The 21,597-nt window shown below is 69.1% G+C and carries 21 protein-coding genes and 2 pseudogenes; 19 read left to right on the top strand and 4 right to left on the bottom strand.

Annotation, left to right across the window (positions count from 1 at the left end; genetic code table 11):
- The first annotated feature begins 29 nt into the window (after positions 1–29).
- The 11 genes from G9373_RS34430 (at position 30) to G9373_RS34380 (ending at position 9,761) form a co-directional block, all read left to right on the top strand.
- Positions 30–926 carry a MoxR family ATPase gene (locus G9373_RS34430; protein WP_005248049.1) on the top strand — a complete coding sequence of 299 codons (897 nt, stop codon included), beginning with the start codon at positions 30–32 and terminating at the stop codon, positions 924–926.
- A gap of 11 nt (positions 927–937) precedes the next feature.
- On the top strand, positions 938–2,398 hold the full coding sequence (locus tag G9373_RS34425; protein WP_005261285.1) for a VWA domain-containing protein: 1,461 nt from the start codon (positions 938–940) through the stop codon (positions 2,396–2,398).
- 55 nt (positions 2,399–2,453) lie between these two features.
- Positions 2,454–3,113, top strand: a complete 660-nt coding sequence (gene nadD, locus G9373_RS34420; RefSeq protein ID WP_257237499.1) for a nicotinate-nucleotide adenylyltransferase — start codon at positions 2,454–2,456, stop codon at positions 3,111–3,113.
- A 62-nt stretch (positions 3,114–3,175) separates the two neighbouring features.
- Positions 3,176–3,574 carry a ribosome silencing factor gene (gene rsfS, locus G9373_RS34415; protein WP_206033019.1) on the top strand — a complete coding sequence of 133 codons (399 nt, stop codon included), beginning with the start codon at positions 3,176–3,178 and terminating at the stop codon, positions 3,572–3,574.
- Positions 3,575–3,648: 74 nt separating this feature from the next.
- The gene (locus G9373_RS34410; RefSeq protein ID WP_231137945.1) at positions 3,649–4,230 is read left to right on the top strand and encodes a histidine phosphatase family protein; all 582 of its coding nucleotides are present in this window, start codon (positions 3,649–3,651) and stop codon (positions 4,228–4,230) included.
- Entirely contained in the window at positions 4,202–5,014 is an 813-nt protein-coding gene (locus G9373_RS34405) for a diglucosylglycerate octanoyltransferase (protein WP_206033012.1), read from the top strand. Before G9373_RS34410 ends, G9373_RS34405 begins: the two co-directional genes overlap by 29 nt.
- A gap of 4 nt (positions 5,015–5,018) precedes the next feature.
- Positions 5,019–5,885, top strand: a complete 867-nt coding sequence (locus G9373_RS34400) for a DegV family protein (RefSeq protein ID WP_005563505.1) — start codon at positions 5,019–5,021, stop codon at positions 5,883–5,885.
- A gap of 70 nt (positions 5,886–5,955) precedes the next feature.
- Complete coding sequence (locus G9373_RS34395; RefSeq protein WP_007299470.1) at positions 5,956–6,819, top strand: ComEA family DNA-binding protein; 864 nt, start codon at positions 5,956–5,958, stop codon at positions 6,817–6,819.
- Positions 6,819–8,378 carry a ComEC/Rec2 family competence protein gene (locus G9373_RS34390; protein WP_064080300.1) on the top strand — a complete coding sequence of 520 codons (1,560 nt, stop codon included), beginning with the start codon at positions 6,819–6,821 and terminating at the stop codon, positions 8,376–8,378. The genes G9373_RS34395 and G9373_RS34390 overlap by 1 nt, the downstream gene beginning before the upstream one ends.
- A 52-nt stretch (positions 8,379–8,430) precedes the next feature.
- Entirely contained in the window at positions 8,431–9,396 is a 966-nt protein-coding gene (locus G9373_RS34385) for an LLM class F420-dependent oxidoreductase (RefSeq protein WP_005560615.1), read from the top strand.
- Between the two features lie 194 nt (positions 9,397–9,590).
- Positions 9,591–9,761 carry a hypothetical protein gene (locus G9373_RS34380; protein WP_005261277.1) on the top strand — a complete coding sequence of 57 codons (171 nt, stop codon included), beginning with the start codon at positions 9,591–9,593 and terminating at the stop codon, positions 9,759–9,761.
- Positions 9,762–9,771: 10 nt separating this feature from the next.
- Here G9373_RS34380 and G9373_RS34375 read toward each other — a convergent pair whose 3' ends face one another.
- On the bottom strand, positions 9,772–10,500 hold the full coding sequence (locus G9373_RS34375) for a GAF and ANTAR domain-containing protein (protein WP_054246739.1): 729 nt from the start codon (positions 10,498–10,500) through the stop codon (positions 9,772–9,774).
- 134 nt (positions 10,501–10,634) lie between these two features.
- Between G9373_RS34375 and G9373_RS34370 the strand changes: the two genes are divergently transcribed.
- Both G9373_RS34370 and G9373_RS34365 read left to right on the top strand, forming a co-directional pair.
- Positions 10,635–12,185: a carboxylesterase/lipase family protein gene (locus G9373_RS34370; protein WP_054246740.1), complete on the top strand. Its 1,551-nt coding sequence runs from the start codon at positions 10,635–10,637 to the stop codon at positions 12,183–12,185.
- Positions 12,186–12,230: 45 nt separating this feature from the next.
- Positions 12,231–13,340: a glutamate--cysteine ligase gene (locus G9373_RS34365; protein WP_043786877.1), complete on the top strand. Its 1,110-nt coding sequence runs from the start codon at positions 12,231–12,233 to the stop codon at positions 13,338–13,340.
- Here the strand turns inward: G9373_RS34365 and G9373_RS34360 are convergent.
- The gene (locus tag G9373_RS34360) at positions 13,333–14,088 is read right to left on the bottom strand and encodes a hypothetical protein (protein WP_120660656.1); all 756 of its coding nucleotides are present in this window, start codon (positions 14,086–14,088) and stop codon (positions 13,333–13,335) included. The genes G9373_RS34365 and G9373_RS34360 overlap by 8 nt on opposite strands.
- A gap of 118 nt (positions 14,089–14,206) precedes the next feature.
- Between G9373_RS34360 and holA the strand changes: the two are divergent.
- Positions 14,207–15,184 (top strand): annotated as a pseudogene (holA, locus tag G9373_RS34355) (DNA polymerase III subunit delta); the annotation flags it as partial.
- Positions 15,185–15,254: 70 nt separating this feature from the next.
- Here holA and rpsT read toward each other — a convergent pair.
- A pseudogene (gene rpsT / locus G9373_RS34350) lies at positions 15,255–15,515 on the bottom strand (30S ribosomal protein S20); the annotation flags it as partial.
- 395 nt (positions 15,516–15,910) lie between these two features.
- Between rpsT and G9373_RS34340 the strand changes: the two are divergent.
- The 5 genes from G9373_RS34340 to G9373_RS34320 all read left to right on the top strand — a co-directional run bounded on the left by G9373_RS34340 (position 15,911) and on the right by G9373_RS34320 (position 20,987).
- On the top strand, positions 15,911–17,446 hold the full coding sequence (locus G9373_RS34340) for a circularly permuted type 2 ATP-grasp protein (protein ID WP_240960898.1): 1,536 nt from the start codon (positions 15,911–15,913) through the stop codon (positions 17,444–17,446).
- Entirely contained in the window at positions 17,446–18,417 is a 972-nt protein-coding gene (locus G9373_RS34335; RefSeq protein WP_005248011.1) for an alpha-E domain-containing protein, read from the top strand. Before G9373_RS34340 ends, G9373_RS34335 begins: the two co-directional genes overlap by 1 nt.
- A gap of 8 nt (positions 18,418–18,425) precedes the next feature.
- Complete coding sequence (locus tag G9373_RS34330; protein WP_005261269.1) at positions 18,426–19,256, top strand: transglutaminase family protein; 831 nt, start codon at positions 18,426–18,428, stop codon at positions 19,254–19,256.
- A gap of 64 nt (positions 19,257–19,320) precedes the next feature.
- Positions 19,321–20,094 (top strand): aquaporin, encoded by a 774-nt coding sequence (locus G9373_RS34325; protein WP_005575140.1) that lies wholly within the window; start codon positions 19,321–19,323, stop codon positions 20,092–20,094.
- A gap of 32 nt (positions 20,095–20,126) precedes the next feature.
- The gene (locus tag G9373_RS34320) at positions 20,127–20,987 is read left to right on the top strand and encodes an SGNH/GDSL hydrolase family protein (protein ID WP_206033007.1); all 861 of its coding nucleotides are present in this window, start codon (positions 20,127–20,129) and stop codon (positions 20,985–20,987) included.
- A gap of 5 nt (positions 20,988–20,992) precedes the next feature.
- On the opposite strand, the gene G9373_RS34315 is transcribed toward G9373_RS34320, so the two are convergent.
- Entirely contained in the window at positions 20,993–21,556 is a 564-nt protein-coding gene (locus G9373_RS34315) for a type II toxin-antitoxin system PemK/MazF family toxin (protein WP_005261266.1), read from the bottom strand.
- Positions 21,557–21,597 lie beyond the last annotated feature (41 nt).

Raw genomic sequence — 21,597 nt, 5'->3', positions numbered from 1 at the left:
CCCTCAGCCCCCTCTGCCCGTCACCCCATCTGAAAGGAGCGAGCGTGGATCGCGCACTGCCCACCACGACGCCGTTCTTCGCGAGCGTCGACGACGTCATCGCTCGGCTCGCCGAAACCGGGTACCTGTCCGACAAGGGCACCGCGACCGCGGTGTTCCTCGCGGACAGGCTCGGAAAACCCCTGCTCATCGAGGGTCCCGCCGGAGTCGGTAAGACCGAACTCGCCCGCGCCGTCGCCGAGACCACCGGCGCCGAGCTGGTGCGGTTGCAGTGCTACGAGGGCGTCGACGAGGCACGCGCGCTGTACGAGTGGAACCACGCGAAGCAGATCCTGCGCATCCAGGCGGGCAGCGACCACAGCTGGGACTCCACCAAGGCGGACGTCTTCTCGGAGGAGTTCCTGCTGTCGCGGCCGCTGCTGACCGCGATCCGGCGCGAGGATCCGACGGTGCTGCTGATCGACGAGACCGACAAGGCCGACGTCGAGATCGAGGGCCTGCTCCTCGAGGTGCTCAGCGATTTCGCGGTCACCGTCCCCGAACTGGGCACCATCACGGCTACGCGGAAGCCGTTCGTCGTCCTCACCTCGAACGCCACCCGCGAATTGTCGGAGGCACTCAAGCGCCGCTGCCTGTTCCTGCATCTCGACTTCCCCGACGCCGAACTCGAGCGGCGGATCCTCGCGAGCCGGGTACCGGAGCTGCCCGAGGCTGTGGCCGAGCAGCTGGTCAGGACCATCCGCGTGCTGCGCGGCATGCAGCTGAAGAAGCTGCCGTCGGTCGCCGAGACCATCGACTGGGGTCGCACACTCCTGGCGCTCGGGCTCGACACCCTCGACGACGACGCCGTCCGCGCCACGATGGGTGTCGTCCTCAAACACCAATCCGACCAGCTACGGGCCGCTGCCGAGCTGCGACTGAACTGAAGGACTTCCCCATGGCTGCTGGTGGTCCACTCGCGTCCCGGTCGAAGCCGGGCGGTCCCGCGGCGCCGCACGGGCTGCCGGGGCATCTGGTCGACTTCGTCGAGGCGTTGCGGCGGCGCGGCATCATGGTCGGACCGTCCGAGACTGTCGACGCCGGTCGCGTGATGTCGGTCCTCGACCTGCTCGACCGCGAATCACTGCGCGAGGGTCTCGCGTGCGCGCTGCTGCGGCGACCCACCCACCGGCCCACGTTCGACGCGCTGTTCGAACTCTGGTTCCCGGCGGCTGTCGGAAGCCGGGCGGACGGGGCCATCGACACGAGTCTGCCGCGGAACGCCAAGGGTGAGATCGACTACGAGGCACTGCGCGAGCTGATCGTCGAACTCCTCACCGACGGGTCGCCGGAGGCGATCGAGCTCACCGAACTCCTGACCGCGCAGATGGTCGAGGAACTCGGGCAGTACCAGTCGGCGAACGGCCCGTCGTTCTCCGCGTACCAGGCGCTGCGGGACGTCGCACCGGAAACCCTGCTGAAGAAGATCCTCGACGGACTCCTGGGCAATCAGCAGGACGGCGAAGCCCGAACGACGGAAAGCTACGAATCCGAGGTGGCCAAGCGCACCGCCGCCCAGCGGATCGCCGACTTCCGGAAGATGATCGAGACGGAGACGCGGCGACGGTCGGCCGAGAACCTCGGCAAGGAACGGGTGGCGTCGTACGGCGTGCCCCGGCTGGCCGAGGAAGTGGACTTCCTGCGCGCGTCCGACGCCGAACTGACGGCGCTGAAACGCAACGTCACCCCGCTGGCCCGGTTGCTCGCCAGTCGGCTGGCCGTGCGGCGCAGCCGCAACCGGGCCGGTTCGATCGACCTGCGCCGGACCCTGCGCAAGTCGATGTCCACCGGCGGTGTGCCCATCGACCTCGTCCAGCGCAAGCCCCGGCGGGCGCGCCCCGAACTGGTCGTCATGTGCGACGTGTCGGGTTCGGTCGCGGGTTTCAGCCACTTCACCCTGCTGCTCGTCCACGCGCTGCGCGAGCAGTTCTCCCGGGTGCGGGTGTTCGCGTTCATCGACACCACCGACGAGGTCACCCGCTTCTTCGACGCGGGAGCCGACCTCGGCAGCGCCATGTCGCGGATGATCCGGGAAGCCGACCTGGTCGGCTACGACGGGCACTCCGACTACGGCAACGCGTTCGGGGTGTTCGCCGAACGGTTCACCCAGAGCATCACGTCGCGGACGTCGCTGCTGGTGCTCGGCGACGGCCGCAACAACTACCGCGACCCGAATCTGGAGGCCCTGGCCCGGCTCGTGTCGGTGGCGAAGCACGCGCACTGGCTCAACCCGGAGCCCCGCGGTCAGTGGGGAACGGGCGACTCGGCGGCCAAGGTGTACAACGAGGTCATCAGCATGCACGAATGCCGATCCGCTCAGCAGCTGGCGTCGGTGGTCGCCGGGTTGCTGCCGGTGTGAACACGTAAGCTCGTCACTCGTGGAACAGGGAGCAGCGGGTGCGCGTCGGCGCCGCCTGGGAGTCATGGGCGGCACCTTCGACCCCATTCATCACGGTCACCTCGTGGCAGCCAGTGAGGTGGCAGATCGATTCAGCCTCGACGAGGTCGTCTTCGTGCCCACCGGCCGGCCCTGGCAGAAGCAGGGCAAGGGCGTCAGCCCGGCCGAGGACCGGTACCTGATGACGGTCATCGCCACCGCGTCGAATCCGCGTTTCTCCGTCAGCCGGGTGGACGTCGACCGGGAGAAGGTCACCTACACCGTCGACACTCTGCGTGATCTGCGCAGCTACCACCCGGACGCCGAGCTGTACTTCATTACCGGTGCGGACGCCCTGGCGAGTATCCTGTCCTGGCAGGACTGGGAGGAACTGTTCTCGCTGGCGAAGTTCGTCGGGGTGTCGCGCCCGGGATTCGATCTCAACACCGAACATCTGGCCGGTCACCTGGACGCGTTGCCGGAGGACGCGGTCACGCTGATCGAGATCCCGGCTCTGGCGATCTCCTCGACGGAATGTCGGCGGCGTGCCAGTCGACACCGTCCTGTGTGGTACCTCGTGCCGGACGGTGTGGTCCAGTACATCTCCAAACGGAACCTGTACCGGCCACCGGACTCCGAGCGCCTCGACGGCGCGACGACGATGTCCGAACCGGCCCCGGACAAGACCAAGAGTTAGTCAGCACTTTTCGAACCGAACTGGGAGAACATCGCGTGAGCGCAACGACCGAAGCCATCGAGATGGCACGCATCGCGGCAGTGGCTGCCGACGAGAAGCTGGCCTCCGATGTGGTGGTGCTCGATGTTTCCGAGCAGCTGGTCATCACCGACTGCTTCGTCATCGCCTCCGCCCCCAACGAGCGACAGGTCAACGCGATCGTCGAGAACATCGAAGATCGACTGCGTGAGGCAGGTCACAAGCCGGTGCGGCGCGAGGGCACCCGCGAAGGCCGTTGGGCACTGCTCGATTTCGTGGACGTCGTGATCCACGTCCAGCACAACGAGGAGCGCAACTTCTACGCACTCGACCGGCTGTGGAAGGACTGCCCGACCGTGCCCGTCGAGGGTCTCGGGCTGCACGGCCCGGCCGACGCGAACGGTGCGGGCACCGCCGCCGAGGCGGAGGAGCCCGAGCTGTGACGGATGCCCCCCGCTCCCCGCGACGTCTGATCCTGCTTCGCCACGGGCAGACCGAGTACAACGCCGACAATCGCATGCAGGGTCAGCTCGACACCGAACTGTCGGAGCTGGGGCGGTCGCAGGCCCGCGCCGCCGCCACCGCGCTCGTCGGTCGCAGACCGATCTCCATCGTGTCCTCCGATCTGCGGCGGGCCTACGACACCGCGGTGGAGGTCGGCGACAACGCCGGTCTGCCGGTCCAGATCGACGAGCGCCTCCGCGAGACGCATCTCGGTGACTGGCAGGGGCTCACGCACCTCGACGTCGACGCCCGCGCACCCGGCGCCCGCGCCACGTGGCGCGGCGACGCGACGTGGGCACCGCCCGGCGGGGAGAGTCGCATCGACGTCGCCCGCCGCAGCAAGCCGGTGGTCGCCGAACTCGTCGAGAAGCACGAGGACTGGGCGGAGAAGCCGGTGGTCCTGGTTGCGCACGGCGGTGTGATCGCCGCGCTGACCGCCGCCCTGCTGGATCTGCCCGTCGACCGCTGGCCGGTGCTGGGCGGGCTGGGCAACACCAGCTGGGTGCAGCTGAGCGCGTACGGAAACCCCGATTCGCTCAACTGGCGCCTCGACGTGTGGAACGCTTCTGCGAGTGTGGCCAGTGACGTCCTCTGACGTGGATGCCGGCTCGGGGGAACGCCCCGTCCTGCTCGTGCTCGCCGATTCGCTGTCGTACTACGGACCCAAGGGCGGTCTCCCGTCCGACCACCCCGACATCTGGCCCAATATCGTTGCACGTCAACTCGGTTGGGATGTCGAGTTGGTGGCGCGGATCGGCTGGACCAGCCGCGACGTGTGGTGGGCGCTGACCCAGGACCCACGCGTGTGGTCGGCGGTTCCACGCGCCGGTGCCGTCGTGTTCGCGGTCGGCGGCATGGACTCCCTTCCGTCCCCGCTCCCGACGGCGCTGCGGGAACAGTTGCGTTACGTCCGCCCGCCCGCGCTGCGCCGCGTCGTGCGGGCCGGCTACCAGTGGCTTCAGCCCAGGCTGTCCCCGCTGGGATGGCCGGTGGCGTTGCCCCCGCGGCTGAGTGTCGAATATCTGGAGAGCTCACGGGCTGCGCTCGAGTACATGCGGCCCGAGTTGCCCGTCATCGGGACCCTGCCGTCCGTGCATCGCAGCGAGGCCTACGGCAAGGTGCATGCGGGCCGCCCCGGTGCCGTTGCCGCCATCACGGCGTGGTCGGAGGAGAAGAACGTGCCCCTCGTCGACCTGGCGGAGGCGGTGCGCGCCAACGTCTTCAGCGATCAGGGTAATCCGGACGGCATCCACTGGGGCTGGGACGGACACACCGGGGTGGCCGCGGCGATGCTGACCGCGCTCCGCGCGGCGGGAGTCGTTCCCGACTCCGCCGAGGGTGCGGTTTCGGCCGACCCGGTGTCGAGCGGAGCCGAGTAGTCCGATGCCCGTCGTCGTCGTCACCGATTCCTCGGCCTCGATCCTGCCCGAACTCGTCGAGCAGTACGGGATCCAGGTGGTCCCACTCCATGTCCTCAGCGGCGGCCAGGATTTCCGGGAGGGAATCGACGCGCTCCCCGAGGATCTTGCCGGCGTCACCACGTCGGGCGCGTCGCCGAGCGAGCTGTCCGAGGCGTACGCGACAGCGCTGGAGCTGAGTGAGGGCGCAGGCGTTCTCGCGGTGCACATCTCCCGGCAGCTGTCCGGAACGTGGGAGGCAGGTCGTCAGGCGGCACAGGAATTCGACGGCCGGGTGCGGATCGTCGACTCCCAGTCCGCCGGAATGGGATTGGGCTACCCGGTCCTCGAGGCCGCGCGGGCCGCGAAGGACGGTGCGAACCTCGAGACGGCGTACCGGCGGGCGGTCGACGTCGCGAGCCGCGGGCGTTGCCTGATCGTCGTGGACAGGCTCGATCAGTTGCGACGCGGAGGACGCATCGGCACCGCCGCCGCACTGCTCGGTACCGCACTGGCGATGAAACCGGTGCTGCATCTCGTGGACGGCCGGCTGGTTCTGAAGGAGAAGACGCGCACGTCGACCAAGGCGATGGCCAGGATGGTCGACGCCGCGGTGGAGCTGGCAGGTCTGGACAGGACGGCCGTCGCTGTGCATCACATGCACGCCCGGCAGCGCGCCGAAGCGGTGGCGCAGCAGCTGAAGGACCGGATTCCGCAGGTCAGTGACCTCGTCGTCACCGATTTCAGCTCGGTGATCGGCGCCCACGTGGGCGTGGGCGCCATCGGCATCGTGCTGTGCCCGGAACCCGCCCTGCACCACGAAGACCGCGATTCATCCACAACTTCGCACTGATCCACAGGCCGATTCGGAAAGCCTGGTCGTCGCGGCGATTCTGTGGGCGGCGCACTTTACCGTCGCCTCCATGGGCATCAGGGAAGAACGTTCGAGGGGCCGGACCCGGCTCGCGTTCCTGACGTCGGGGGAACGCGATGCGGTGCCGCCCGACACACCGGCGGCGCCGGAGTGGCTGGCCGAGCCGAGCGGAACCGTCCTCGACGGCGACACGACGTGGTCCGCCGACCGCCGCCGGGGCGGATTCTCGCTGCCGGACCGGTGGCGGGACGCACGATTCGATCCCGGGCGGACCGGGGCGTTGGTGCTGATCGTGGTGGGAATCGTCGTCGCGACGGCCACCGTGCTCGGCGTGCGCAGCGATCGGCCGGAGACGCAGGCCGTCCCGTCGTTACCCGCCGCCGGAGTGCATTCCCTGACTCCGGCACCGGCGACGACGACTCCCGCCGCGGCGGCGTCGGCACCCGCCCCGGCGGAGGAGATCGTCGTCAGCGTCGTGGGACTGGTGGCGTCGGCCGGTCTCGTCCGGCTGCCACCGGGCTCCCGGGTCGCGGACGCTCTCGCCGCTGCCGGGGGAGTGCGCGACGGCGGTGACACCCTCGGATTGAATCTGGCTCAACGACTTTCGGACGGCGATCAGGTGCTCGTAGGTGCCGCGACCACCCAGGCGCCACCGAGCGCGGTGGGCGGTGCCTCCGCAGGATCACCGGGGCCCGCCGGCGCACCGGCCGCCACGGGCGGAGGGCTCGTGAACCTCAACACGGCGACGGAGACGGAACTCGATGCACTTCCCGGTGTCGGACCCGTCACGGCGGCGGCGATCGTCGCGTGGCGAACGACCAACGGCAAATTCACCGACATCTCGCAACTGGGGGAGGTGGACGGGATCGGGCCGGTGCGGCTGGAGAAACTGCGCGGCCAGGTCACCCTGTGATGCGAAACAACGAACCGCGGCTCCTCGACCTGCGGCTTCTTCCGTTCGCCGGGATGTGCTGGGCGGCAACGCTGATCGGTATCCTCGGAGGCTCCCGGGCGGCGTGGGTCCTCGTGGCGATCCTGTCGGGAGCGGCGGTTCTCCTCGCCGCGGGATGCGCCCTGCGGGGGCCGGGACGGTGGACGGCCGGGACGTTGGCGGTACTGCTGTTCGGGTCCTGCTGCGCTGCAGGGGTGGCCTGGCGTGTTCAGGCCGCGGAACGGCACCCGATGACCGAACTCGCCCGGAACGAGACGTGGGTGACGCTCGTCGTCACCCTTGCCGACGATCCCCGGGAGATCGCCGGCTTCGGACGACACGTCCTCGTGAACGCGAACGTCGTCGAGATCCGCCGGGCCACCGAGACGATCCACTCGGGCGGTGCGGTGGTCGTCCTCGCCCCGGCGGACGGGTGGCTCGGACTGCTGCCGGGACAGGCTGTGGTCCTGCGCGGGCAGGTGAGCCCTCCGCGGCACCGGGACCTGAGCCTGGCCGCGGTCCGGGTGTCCGGACCGCCCGCGGACGTCGGTCCCGCGCCACCGCATCAGCGGTGGGCAGGCGCCCTGCGTGCGCGGTTCGCCGCTGCCGCCGCCGTCCTGCCTGCCGACGAGGCAGGACTGTTGCCGGGGCTGGTGGTCGGCGACACCTCGGCGCTGCCCCGGGAGGTGAAGGACGACTTCACCGCGACCGGACTGACGCATCTCACGGCGGTGTCCGGGGCGAACGTCAGCATCCTGCTGGGAGCGGTGCTGCTCCTGGTCCGAGGGGTGGGACTCGGTCCCCGCGCGGGTGCGGCGCTGGCTGCCGCGGCGCTGATCGCATTCGTGGTGATCGCGCGACCGTCACCCAGCGTGCTGCGCGCCGCGGCGATGGGCTCGGTCGCCCTGCTGGCGCTCGTGACCGGACGGCGGAAACAGGCGATGCCCGCGCTGGCAGCGGGTGTCATAGCCCTGCTGGCGTGGTCACCGGGGTTGGCGGTGGACTTCGGCTTCGTTCTCTCGGCAACCGCCACTGCAGGGCTGATCGTGATCGCGCCGGTGGGGGTCGACGTGCTGGTGGGCCGCGGCTGGCCGCGGGCGGTGGCCGAGACGGTGGCGGTGTCCGTCGCCGCCTTCGCCGTCACCGCTCCGATCGTGGCCGCGATGGCGGGGACGGTGAGCCTGGTGTCCATCTGCGCGAACATCCTGGTCGCCCCCGTGGTCGGCGTGATCACCGTGGCCGGAGCGGTCACCGCGCTGATCGCAGGGGTCAGTGTTCCCGTCGCGGAAGTGGTGGTGCGCGTGACCCAGTGGCCGCTGTGGTGGCTCGTCACCGTGGCCGAGCGGGGCGCGCGGCTTCCGGGTGCCTCGATTCCGGTGCCCTCCGGGCCCGCCGGTGCGGCGATCGTCCTCGGTGCCGTGGTGGCGCTCGGTGTCACGCTACGCAGACGCGGACCCCGGCTGGTGCTGGCGGGAATCGCGATCGGCGTGCTGGTGCTGTGGGCGCCGATCTGGCCGTCGTCGCTGGGTCGCCTTGTGTGAGCGCGCCCGAATCCGGGAAACCTTCGCAGAACTCGAGGAAAGGGACGACGACATGCAGGTGGGGTTCAAGTTGATGGCCGAGACGTTCGATCCGCGGGAGATCGTGCGGCAGGCGGTGGAAGCCGAACGGGCCGGCTTCGACTTCGTCGAGGTGAGCGATCACTATCACCCCTGGCTCTACAGTCACGGACATTCGGGATTCGTGTGGTCGATGCTCGCGGCCGCCGCGGCACGGACCGACCGGATCGGTCTGGCGACCGGTGTCACCTGCCCGTTCGTCCGATATCACCCCGCGATCATCGCGCAGGCCGCGGCCACGACCGCCGTCCTCAGCGAGGGCCGGTTCACCCTGGGACTCGGTTCGGGGGAACGGCTGAACGAGCATGTCGTCGGTGGCGGCTGGCCGTCGGTGACCACCCGGCACCAGATGCTTCGTGAGGCGATCGACATCATCCGCCTGCTGTGGTCGGGCGGCTACCACTCGTACGAGGGCAAGCACCTCACCCTCGACGACGCACGCGTCTTCGATCTGCCCGACGTGCCGCCCACGATCGCGGTCGCTGCGGGCGGCACGGAGGCAGTCGGGATCGCCGCGGAACTCGGCGACGGACTGTTCGCCACCGAAGCGGATCCGGACCTCGTGAAGGCCTATGCCGGGGCCGGTGGGTCGGGGCCCAAGTACGGGGAGGTGCCCCTCGCGTGGGCGCGTGACGAGGAATCCGCGGTCGAGTCGGCGCATCGGTTGTTCCGGTTCGGGTTGACCGGATGGAAGGTTCAAGCGGAACTGCCGAATCCGATCAACTTCGAGGCGGCGGCGTCGTCGATCCGCACCGAGGACGTCCGCGACGCCATGGCGTGCGGTCCGGACGTCCGGCGGCACCTCGAGGTGGCAGGCACTTTCGTCGATGCCGGGTTCGATCATCTGGCGCTGATCAACGCGGGGCCGGACGTCGACGGCTTCTTCGAATTCTTCGCCAACGAGTTGAGTGAGCCGCTGCGGGCGCTGGCAACTTCCTGATATATGTTGTGCCGCTGTCACTTTCGTCTCCGGAGTGTGCCGCGCGGCACGCTCGGTGCGACGGCGGCGGAACGACGTCTGTATCGTTTCGACTTCGATTCCCGATGTGCGTATGCGACACCGAAACACCGACTACCATCCGGTGGCAGATGTTGAGGTGAACGGTCTTGGAACGCACCCGCATTGGAGGGCGAATGTCGGAATCGGAGCGGACAGATCTCGATGTGGACGACGAGCTCGACGCCGGGCAGGTGTGGAGGGCGCAGCGGGTCGTTGCTGCCCAGTCACTCGACGCCGAAGACTGCCGCATGCTCCTGTCCATGCTCGGCATCGCGGGTAACCCCGATGCGCCGGAGGTGGACTGACTGACAGCGGTCAGGTCACCTTCCGGTGATGGTGAGCGACGATTTCCTGCGCCACCTTCGCCAGTTTGAGATTCATGTCCTGCGAGGTGGTGCGGAGAATCTCCATCGCCTGAGTCTCGGGAATGTTGTGGAACGCCATCAGCAGACCCACGGCCTTCCCGATTTCACGATTGCTGGTCAGGCCGGCCCGCAGTGTCTCGGCCTCGGCGTGCTCGTGGACGGCCGCCAGCGCCACCGCCGCGAACGATGCGAGCATGATGCCCTGCTCGACGGACGTGGTGTTGAGGGCTCCCGCCGTGTCGGAGAACAGATTGAGGGCGCCGACCTTGCGCCCGAGGATGACCATGCGAAATCCGGCCGCACCGCGCACCGGCGTGTGGGCCAGCACCCGCGCCGACAGCCGCGGCCACTGCGACGTGGTGGAGAGGTCCGTCTCGAACTGGGGCGTGTCGCTGACGATGGCATCGACGCACGGTCCCTCGTTCTCGTCGCGCTCGTACTCGTCGACGCGGGCGGCCACGTCGTCGCTGGCCGCGGCCGTCACGTAGCGGGATCCCTCCCGGAGCATCAGGCTCGCGTGGTCACAGCCCTCGACGAGTAGTGGCGCGGCGTCGCAGATGGCTTGGTGGACGTGCCCGAAATCCTGACCCGCGTAGAGAAGATCGGCGAGGGTCGCGAACGTCGCGGCCGACCTGCCGACAGCCTGCGAGCGCGTCGTATCGGGCACTGTGTCTCGCATCGGTTCCTCCAGCGTGCGGGCATGCGCCCGGCTCACTGATTCAGTCTGCCAGAGAGGGCGGTCGCTGCAGGTCCGGGGCCGGAGGAATTCCCGATCGGACTCCGGGGGCGGTCGTCCCGGGCGAAGATGACGGCATGGTTTCGCGCACCGAGGACCCACAGGTGACCATCGGCCAGGGGACGCTGCGGGGTGTCCGCCTGGACGGCGTCCGGTCATGGAAAGGCATTCCCTACGCCGCGCCGCCGGTCGGCGAGTGGCGGCTCCGAGCCCCGCGCGCGCCCGAACCGTTCACCGGGGTGCGCGACTGTTCCCGGTTCGGTTCGATCGCGCCGCAGAACGAGCACGGCCCGCTGCCCATCGACCCCGGTCTGACCATCGACGAGGACTGCCTGACCCTGAACGTCTTCGCCCCCGCGACGGACACGGAGCGAGCGCGGCCGGTGATGGTGTGGATCCACGGCGGGGCGTATTACCTCGGTTCGTCCGGACAGCGCATGTTCGATCCGACTCGTCTGGTCGAACGCGGCGACGTCGTGGTCGTCACGTTCAACTACCGGCTCGGTGCGCTGGGATTCCTGGACTTCTCCTCGTTCTCGACCGAGAAGCATCCGTTCGACACGAACCTGGGCCTGCGCGATCAGATCGCGGCACTGACCTGGGTCCGCGACAACATCGCGGCGTTCGGCGGCGACCCGGGTGACGTGACGCTGTTCGGGGAGTCCGCCGGTGGCGGCGCGGTCACCACGCTGATGACGTCCCCACCGGCGGAGGGACTGTTCCACCGTGCGATCGCCGAGAGTTCGCCCGCGACGTCCGTTTACGGCAGTGACCGCGCCGCGAGCATCGCCGAATCGTTCCTCGAGCTGCTCGACATCGCGCCCGCCGACGCGAGCCGACTCCGCGACCTGCCCGTCGACGTGCTGACCAAGGCCTGCGTCGAACTCGTCCAGCAGGTGCCCGCACGGGTCCCCGGCACCCTGGCGGTTGCCCCGACCGTCGACGGCGACGTGGTCCCGCACCACCCTGTCGCGGCATTCCGCACAGGCCTCGCACACCGAATTCCGCTGCTGATCGGGACGAACAAGGACGAGGCGTCGATGTTCCGGCTCATGAAGTCGCCCCTGATGCCCATCACCCCGGACGCCGTGCACCAGATGTTCGTGGCGATCGCCGCCGATCACCCCGACCTCCCGGCAGACGAGGAGCACGAGGTGGCGGCCGCATATCCCGACTACCCGAAGAAACGCTCGGCCATGGAGATCTCGCGGGACGCCGCGTTCCGAATGCCGACGCTGTGGATCGCGGAAGCGCACAGCCGCGTCGCCCCGACCTGGCTGTACCGCTTCGACTACGCGACACCGTTCCTGCGCGCCGCGCGGATCGGCGCCACCCACGGCACCGAGGTGCCGTACGTCTTCGGGAACTTCGGCGTGGTCCCGCACGACCCCACGTTCAAGCTCGGTGGGCACCGAACCGCCGGTCACGTGTCGGAGCGGATCCAGCGACGGTGGCTGTCGTTCGCCACCGAGGGCACCCCGGACGGAACGGGAGAGGAGGTCGGCTGGCCGCGGTACGACGAGGCGGATCGCACGACCCTGCTGATCGGCAAGAACGACGCGGTCGTCGCCGATCCCGACCGGGAACTCCGCCGGGCCTGGGGTGAGGAAGTCATCGGTTTCACCTGAGCGGCGGCCCGGTTTCGTATCCGCGGAACGGGGGATACCTCCTGAATGAGCCCTGCAGCAACGGAATCGGGTCGCGACCTCAGTGTGGGAGTCGAGGAGGAGTTCTTCCTCGTCGACGAGTCCGGTCACCTCTCCGCCGCGGGACCCGACGTGGTGGCCGAGGCCGGCCACGACATTCACGGGCTTCAGCGTGAACTCGCCCGATGCCAGATCGAGACGGCGACGGGTGTGTGCCACACCGGGGAGGAACTGCACGAGGAGCTGCGCAGCCTGCGCCGCCGGCTGGCGAAGGCCGCCGCGGGCCGCGACCTGTTGCTGCTGCCCAGCGGGACGTCCCTGATCGTCGAGGGATTGCCCCCGGCGATCACCCCGAGCCCGCGGTACGAGGAGATGGCCCGTCACTTCGGGTCGATCGTGGACACGGTGACCACGTGCGGCTGCCACGTGCACGTGGGGATCCCGAGCCGCGACGTGGGTGTGCAGGTGAGCAACCTGGTCCGCAGTTGGCTGCCCGTGCTGCTCGCGCTCGCCGCGAACTCCCCGTTCCACAGTGGGCACGACACCGCGTATCACAGTTGGCGGCACATCATGTGGTCGCGGTGGCCGTCGGCGGGACCGCCGCCCCACTTCGATTCCGCGGACCAGTACGAGGCGACGGTCGGCGCCATGATCGGAACCGGTGCCGCCATGGATCGGGGAATGATCTACTGGCACGTCCGGCTCTCCGACAAGCAACCGACCATCGAGGTCCGGATCGCGGACGTCGCCATGACCGCCGCGCACGCGGCGCTCTTCGCGGTGGTCGTGAAGGGGCTCGTCGGGTGGGCGCTGCGGTCGCTGGAGGACGGCCTCACCGTGCCGTGGCTGCGCGGCGAGCTGCTGCGGGCGCAGTTGTGGCGCGCGGCTCGCGACGGACTCGACGGGGAATGCACGAGCCCGGCCGCGGATCGGTCCCAGCCGATCCGCCTGCAGCTGGAAATGCTGAACGAGTACGTGGCCCCGGGGCTCGGCGCGAGTGATCGGGCGTTCCTCGAGTCGGGGCTCGACACCGTGTTGCGGGAGGGCACGGGCGCCGAGCGGCAACGGGCCGAGTTCGGGCGCGTCGGCACGCTGGCGGCGGTGGTCGACCTCCTGACGCGCGAAGTGGTCAGCTGACCGGGGGCGGCGGAGTCAGCTCGGTGACGCCGGCGGTGGTGGAGCCGATGTAGCCGGGATGCAGCAGTCCGGCGGGTCCGATGCCCGTGAGCAGGGCGCCTGCGCTGGTGTCCGGTCCGGTGCGCAGCGGACCGGGGTCGTCGATCAACGCCTCCACGGTCGCGGTGTCGACCAGGGTGAGGTCGATGCGCTGCCCGACGGGTTGGTAGACGGCGAGGACGACCGGATCGGGGTAGTGGGCGGCGGTGCGGCGCATGACGTGGAACGCGGGGTCGGTGCCCAGGGCGAGCACGGTGACTTCGGCGAACGACGCGAGCCGGTCGGCGAGCGCCCGGCCGGCGGCGTTGCGCCACGTACGCCCGTACAGGGTGAGCGCGTCGGACAGGTGACGTTGCTCGTTCTCACCTCGCGGGCTGCCGCCCGCCGGGTCGAGCAGGGCCCGCCACCGGTGTTCGTAGAAGTCGCACGCCGCGTCGAAGTCGCCGTCGGAGCCGGCCCCCGCAACGTCGCGATGCGAGGGCGATGCGGGTTCGAGGACGGATCGACCACCCGCGAACAGTGTCTCGGCGTGCCCGGAGGCCGAGCAGCGGGTCACCAGTTGCACCGACCATCGGAGGAGCAGCCCGTCGCGGCAGGTGTACCGGAAACTCAGCTCGTACCGGTGCCCTGCCGCGCGATCGTCGTCGAGGTCGATCATGTGCGCGTAGTCTTCGCGGGTGACGCCGTCCACCTCGGTTTCCGCGGTCATATGATCGAGTGTCCACCGCCGACGCGACCGCTGCGTGGCGATCGCCCGTGTTCGGCCTGCTCGGTCCCGGTTCCGGGGTGTCGGCGACCGTGTCCGCCCCACGTGGCACGATCTTCGCGTGAGCACTCCAACTCAGCTCGAACAGCTCCATCTGGTCCTCGGTGACGAGGAATTCCTCGTCGAACGCGCGGTGGCGCAGGTCATCGGCCACGTCCGCGCGAACGCGGACGTGGCCGCGGGCGCGGAGCTTCCCGTCAACCGGTTGCGGGCGGGTGATGCCGGGGCGGCCGAACTCGCCGAACTGCTCAGCCCCTCGCTGTTCGCCGAAGATCGCGTGGTGGTGCTGGAGGCCGCGGCGGAGGCGGGCAAGGACGCCGTGGCACTGATCCTGGACGCGGCCGGCGACCCGCCACCGGGCGTCGTCCTGGTGGTCCTGCACTCGGGCGGCGGACGTGCGAAAGCGATGACCGGGGCGCTGGAGAAGCTCGGAGCCGTGGTGCACCCCTGCGCCAAACTGAAGTCGGGCGACCTGATCGGGTTCATTCGCGGCGAGTTCCGCACCCTCGGGGTGCGGGTGTCGCCGGAAGTGGTGCAGAGCGTGTTCGAAGGAGTCGGCTCGAATCTGCGCGAACTGGCCGCCGCGTGCTCGCAACTCACCTCCGACACCGGCGGAAAGATCGACGTCGCCGCCGTCCAGCGGTACTACTCGGGCAAGGCCGAGGTGAGCGGATTCGACGTCGCGGACAAGGCCGTCGCCGGCGACACCGCGGGCGCGATCGAGGCGCTGCGCTGGGCGATGCTGCGTGGCGTGCCGCACGTGCTGCTGGCGGACGCGCTGGCAGATGCGGTGCACTCGATCGCCCGGGTGGCCCCGGCGGGGCGGGGAGACCCGTTCCGGATGGCGTCGGAACTCGGCATGCCGCCCTGGAAGATCAAGAAGGCGCAGGCCCTCGCGAAGGGCTGGACACCGACGTCGGTGGGGGAGGCGCTGCGCATCGTGGCCGCCCTGAACGCCGACGTCAAGGGCGCGTCGGCCGACGCGGACTACGCCGTCGAGAGTGCCGTGGGCCGCGTCTCCCGGCTACGACAGGTCTGACGGAGACACGACAACAGCCGCTCGGTCCGAGGATCGAGCGGCTGTTGGAGAGCCTACGACGGAAGAACCGTCAGATCTTGTTGATCGCCTGCGCGAGAGCAGACTTCTTGTTGGCAGCCTGGTTGGCGTGAATGACGCCCTTGCTGGCTGCCTTGTCGAGCTTGCGGCTGGTGGCGACGAGGAGCTCGTTGGCCTTGTCCTTGTCACCGGCCGCCGCAGCCTCGCGGAACGAGCGGATCGCCGTGCGCAGCGAGGACTTCACCGACTGGTTACGGAGTCGGGCCGCCTCGTTGGTACGGATCCGCTTCACCTGGGACTTGATGTTGGCCACGCGTAAAATCCTGTCGTCTTAAGCTGGTTACGGTCGAGAAAGCTCTGGGCGCACACATATGCACCGACAGGCGAGATTACCAGTGATCGGTGTCCGATCTCAAACCGGCGCCGGACGCGCCGACAAATCCTGCGGCTGTGCTGCTGAAGGGGTGTACATGTAGCAGCATGTCTGGGATGACGCCCCCAGCATCGAAGTCGTCAACAGTAACGAAATCGTCGGCAACCTCGAAAGCCCCCGTCCGAAAATCGGGGGGAAGCACGCAGGCGGGTGCGAAGGCATCGGGAACCCAGCCGCGGACGCGGGTGACCGCCCGGCCGCGCAAGCCCGCAGAACCCGCCCACGTGTTCGACGGGTACACCGACATCGGGCGCTACGGGCTGGCGTTCGACGAGATGTTCGACCGCGACGGCACCGTCCGCCCGCCCTACAAAGGCGTCTTCAAGGCGCTCGAGCCCGCGGACCGAGCCGATCTCGCCGCCCGATCCGACGCCCTCGGCAGGGCGTTCATCGACCAGGGCGTGACGTTCTCGCTGTCCGGTCAGGAGCGACCCTTCCCGCTCGATCTGGTTCCTCGGGTCATCGCCGCTGCCGAGTGGACGCGTCTCGAGAAAGGCATCAAGCAGCGCGTGCAGGCGCTCGAGATGTTCCTCGACGACGTGTACGGGGAACAGCGCATCCTGCGTGACCACGTGCTGCCGAAGCGGTTGGTCACCTCGTGCGAGCACTTCCACCGGGCGGCCTCCGGGATCGTCCCGCCGAACGGGGTGCGGATCCACGTCGCCGGAATCGACCTCGTCCGCGACGAGAACGGGGTGTTCCGCGTACTGGAGGACAACCTGCGTTCGCCGTCGGGAGTGTCGTACGTCATGGAGAACCGCCGCACGATGGCGCGGGTGTTCCCCGACCTGTTCATGTCACACCGTGTGCGGTCCGTCGGCGACTACGCCTCCCATCTGTTGCGGGCGCTGCGCGCTTCCGCCGCCCTCAACGAGGCCGACCCGACCGTCGTGGTGCTGACGCCCGGGGTCGCGAACTCCGCGTACTTCGAGCATTCGCTGCTCGCGCGCCAGATGGGTGTCGAACTGGTCGAGGGCCGCGACCTGTTCTGCCGCGACAACATGGTCTACATGCGCACGACCGAGGGCGAACGCCAGGTCGACGTCATCTACCGCCGCATCGACGACGACTACCTCGACCCCATGCACTTCCGCCCGGATTCCGTGCTCGGGGTGGCCGGCGTGCTGAACGCGGCCCGGGCGGGCAACGTCGTCATCTCGAGTGCCGTCGGCAACGGGGTCGGTGACGACAAGCTCGTCTACACCTACGTCCCGCAGATCATCGACTACTACCTCGGTGAGAAGCCGTTGCTCGCGAACGTCGACACATTCCGGTGCTGGCTCGACGAGGAGTGCGAACAGGTCCTGGACCGGGTCGACGAACTGGTGATCAAACCGGTGGAGGGTTCCGGCGGCTACGGCATCGTCTTCGGCCCCGACGCATCACCCAAGGAACTGAACACGATCGCCCGGAAGATCAAGGCGGACCCGCGCGGGTGGATCGCGCAGCCCGTCGTCCAGCTGTCCACGGTGCCCACCAAGGTCGGGGACGAACTGGTTCCCCGGCACGTCGATCTGCGGCCCTTCGCGGTCAACGACGGTGACGACGTGTGGGTGCTGCCGGGCGGGCTCACCCGCGTGGCCCTGCCCGAGGGGTCTCTCGTCGTGAACTCCAGCCAGGGCGGCGGCAGCAAGGACACGTGGGTGCTCGCGAGCAGGAGCTCCGACGAGGAGCGGGAACTCGCAGGTGAGGAGCTCGTGGCCGAGCCTGCGCAGTCCGCCGAGGCCGAGCAGGGACCCGAACTCAGCACGACTCAACTGCAACAACAACAGCAACAGCAGCAGCAACAGGGCCAGGGAGGTGATCGCTGATGCTCGCGAGGAACGCGGAATCGCTGTACTGGATCGGCCGGTACGTCGAGCGGGCCGACGACATGGCCCGCATTCTCGACGTCGCCGTGCATCAACTGCTCGACGACGCCTCGGTGGACCCGGACCGCACGTCCCGGTTGCTGCTGCGGGTGCTCGGCATCGAAGCGCCCGACACCGAACTCGACGTCCGGTCGGTGACGGAACTGGTGGCGTTCAGCCGCAACCAGGTGGGCTCGATCATCGACTCCCTCGCCAGCGCCCGCGAGAACGCGCGGGGTGCCCGGGAGGTCACGTCCAGCGAGATGTGGGAGTGCCTCAACACCACGTACAACGGCCTCGCCGAACGGGAGCGGGCGTCCAAGCGTCTCGGGCCGCACGAGTTCTTCCGGTACGTGGAGGAACGCGCGGCGATGTTCGCGGGTCTGGCCGATTCGACGATGAGCCGCGACGACGGATACCGCTTCCTGCTGCTCGGCCGCTCGATCGAACGCGTCGACATGCTCGCGCGGATGCTGTTGTCCCGTGCGGGCGACCGCCCGTCCTCGCCGGCGTGGGTGACGGTGCTGCGCTCCGCGGGAGCCCACGACACCTACCTGCGCACATACCGCGGCGCGCTGGACGCCAACCGGGTGGTCGAGTTCATCCTGCTGGACCGGCTGTTTCCGCGGTCGGTGTTCCACGCCATCCGACAGGCGGAGTTGTGCCTCGCCGAACTCGACCACCAGCCCGACAGCCGCGTCGGACCCAGGGCCGAGGCGCAGCGTCTCCTCGGCAGGGCCCGCAGCGAACTCGAGTTCCTGCCGCCCGGCGTGCTCCTCGAGGATCTCCAGGATCGGCTCGCGGGGTTGCAGGAAACTTGCCGCGAGCTCGGAGAAGCCATCGCGCTGCAGTATTTTCACGCCGCGCCGTGGGTGGCGTGGACCGATGCACGGGCCGTCGGCGGCGAAGCCGTCGTGGAGGGAGAGCTGTGAGCTGGCGTATGAGAGTCGTGCACACCACCGGGTATGCCTACGACGCACCGGTCACGTCCTCGTACAACGAGGCGCGACTCACCCCTCGCGGTGACAGCAGGCAGACGGTGATCCTGAACCGGGTCGAAACGACGCCGGCGACGCGGTCGTACCGCTACACCGACTACTGGGGCACCGCCGTCACCGCGTTCGATCTCCATGCGCCGCACAAGGAACTCGAGGTCACCGGGCTGTCCGTGGTCGAGACCGAGCCGTTCTGGGAGCCGGAGGAGAAGGTGGACTGGGACGAGCTGGTCAGCCCTCCGCTCACCGACCGGTTCAACGAACAGCTGAGCAACACGACGTTCGTGCCGCGCAGCCGCAAGCTCGACACGATCGCCCGGGACCTCCGCAAGGGCCGCACTCCCGACGAAGCCGTTGTCGCGGCGGCGGACTGGGTGCATCGGGAGATGGATTACGTTCCGGGCACGACGGGCGTCCACACGTCCGCGGTCGACGCCTGGGCCGAGCGGCAGGGCGTGTGCCAGGACTACGCGCACCTGACGCTGGTCCTTCTGCGCAGTATGGGGATTCCGAGTCGCTACGTGTCCGGCTATCTGCACCCGAAACCCGATGCGGCGGTGGACGACACGGTGGCGGGGGAGAGTCACGCGTGGGTCGAGGCATGGACCGGTGCATGGTGGGGATACGACCCCACCAACGCCGTCGCGGTGAACGAACAGCACGTGTCGGTGGGTATCGGACGGGACTACGCGGACGTTCCGCCGCTCAAGGGCATCTTCTCCGGTGGCCGGGCGACAGATCTCGAAGTCGTCGTGGAGATCACACGCCTGGCGTAAAGTGCCAGCCAGATCTCTCTGTGGAAAGCAGGACTAACGATCCATTTCGACGAAGGTGGGTTCAATGTCTCCAACCGCACAGGAATACGTAGAAGTCGAACCGATCTCGGATCTCAAGAAATACGTAGCAGAGGCGGTCGGTACGTTCGTACTCGTCTTCGCGGCGGTGGGTACGGCGGTCTTCGCCGGAGCCAAGGTCGGAAACCTCGGTGTGGCACTGGCATTCGGACTGACGCTCCTCTTCCTCGTCTACGCCATCGGCCCGATCTCGGGCTGCCACGTCAACCCGGCCGTCACCGTCGGACACCTCGCGCTCGGCCGGTTGTCCGTCGCGAAGGCGGGGTTGTACGTCGTGGCACAGGTCATCGGCGGTCTCGTCGCCGGAGTGGTGGTCTACGCGATCGCGCAGAGCCTGCCCTCGTACAACCGGGCCGCCGACGGTCTCGGCGCCAACGGCTGGGGAGCCCACAGCCCGTCCGCCATCAAGGGGCCGCTCGGCGGGGTCATCGAGAACGGGTACGGCATCGGTGCGGCGATGATCATCGAAGTCCTGCTCACCGCGCTGCTCGTGTTCGTGGTCCTCGCATCCACCGACCAGATCTCCGACGTCCCCCTCGCCGGTGTCTCCATCGGATTCACGCTCGCCGTGATCCACCTCGTGTCGATCCCGATCGACAACACGTCCGTCAACCCCGCCCGCAGTCTCGCCGTCGCGCCGTACCAGAACGGCGCGCTCGCTCAGGTCTGGCTGTTCATCGTGTTCCCGTTGATCGGTGGCGCGGTGGGAGCGCTGGTGTACCGGTCGCTGTTCGGCCGGTACGACCGACTGCAGAGCTGAGCACCCACCGACCCGTCCCGGACCGGCGCGCCCTGCGAGCCGCAATCGTCACGTGCGTCGTTCTCGCGCTCACCGGGGTGATCCCGGCGACCGCGACCGCCGAGGACGCGCCGCGGCGGGGACCGACATATGTGGCACTCGGCGACTCCCGGGCGGCCGGGCCGCTCATCGAGTTCTCCGAGCACCGCGACCTGTGCCTGCGATCACCGGACCTGAACTACCCGGCGAAGCTGGCGCGGCTGATCGGCGCAGCCACCGTCGTCGACGTCACCTGTTCCGCCGCGAAACCCGCCCACGTGATCAGCACGCCGCAGTTCGTGGGGACGGGATTCGCTCCGCCGCAGATCGACGCGCTCCGCCCGGACACCGACGTCGTGACGCTCAGCATCGGCGGGGGCGGTTCCAATCACCTGCCCGTGTCGGTGCGATGCGGCGCCGTCGTTCCCGGCGCAGATGCCGGTTGCCGCAACAACCCACGGGCGGAGCAACTCACGGTCGAGGGGATCGCGCAGATGGCGCCCCAGGTCGACGCCGTGGTGGCTGCGATCGTCGCGAAGGCGCCGAACGCCGAGGTCTACCTGATCGGGCACGGCGGCTCCGTCGGACGACGCGGCTGCTGGCCGAACCTGCCCGTGTCCGACGCGGACGCGGTCTGGCTCGAGCAATACTTCGCACGGTTCAACCAGATCTACGCCCAGGCCGCGGCCAGGTACGGCGTGCACTACGTCGACATCGCGACGGCCGCCGTGGACGGTGGGCACGACGCCTGCGCGCCGGCGGGACAGCGATGGTTCGAGGGCATCCTGCCGCAGTCACCCGCTGAACCGGCACACCCCAACGCGCTCGCGATGACCGCGATCGCCGAGATGATCGCCGAAGATCTAGGCCGGTGACCGCGTCACTGCCAGCTGAAGTCCGCCCGCAGACGCCGCGCCACGATCTCGAACGTGTCCCGGGCCATCACGGCACCCTCGCGGCGGATCCCCGCCTCCGGCACGTCCAGCACCCGGTCCAGGCGGATCCAGCTCGGACGGCCCTCCGCATCCCACGCCCCCGTGCCGACCGCGATCCAGTCCCGGTCGCCGTCGTGCTTGCTCTGCGAGGACAGCATCAACCCCATCAGGGTGTCGCCATCGCGTCCGACGACGAGCACCGGGCGGTCCTTGCCCTGGCTCGGATCCTCCTCGTACGCCACCCACGTCCAGACGATTTCGCCGGGATCCGCGCGACCGTCCAGGTCGGGGGAGTACTCCACCCTCCGTGCCCGATGGGCTGTCGGGGCGGAGTTCGCGGTGACCGGACGACCCGGGGCCGGCTTCGGCGCGGCGGCCGTCGACCCGGTCAGGACACCGGCCGCGCGGTCCAGCGCGCCGGACTTCTGCAACTGCTGGAGAAGCTGCGGGCCCTTGTCCCGTGCAAGTCGGCCCAACGTCTTCCCGATGCTGCTCCACGTGCTCGCCATGGCCGCCGAGCTTAGTGCGTGTATGCCGCGGCAGCCGCAAC

Source organism: Rhodococcus sp. A14, assembly GCF_011603105.1.
GTDB lineage: Bacteria > Actinomycetota > Actinomycetes > Mycobacteriales > Mycobacteriaceae > Rhodococcus_F > Rhodococcus_F opacus.
This window is presented reverse-complemented; position numbering and strand designations above follow the sequence as displayed.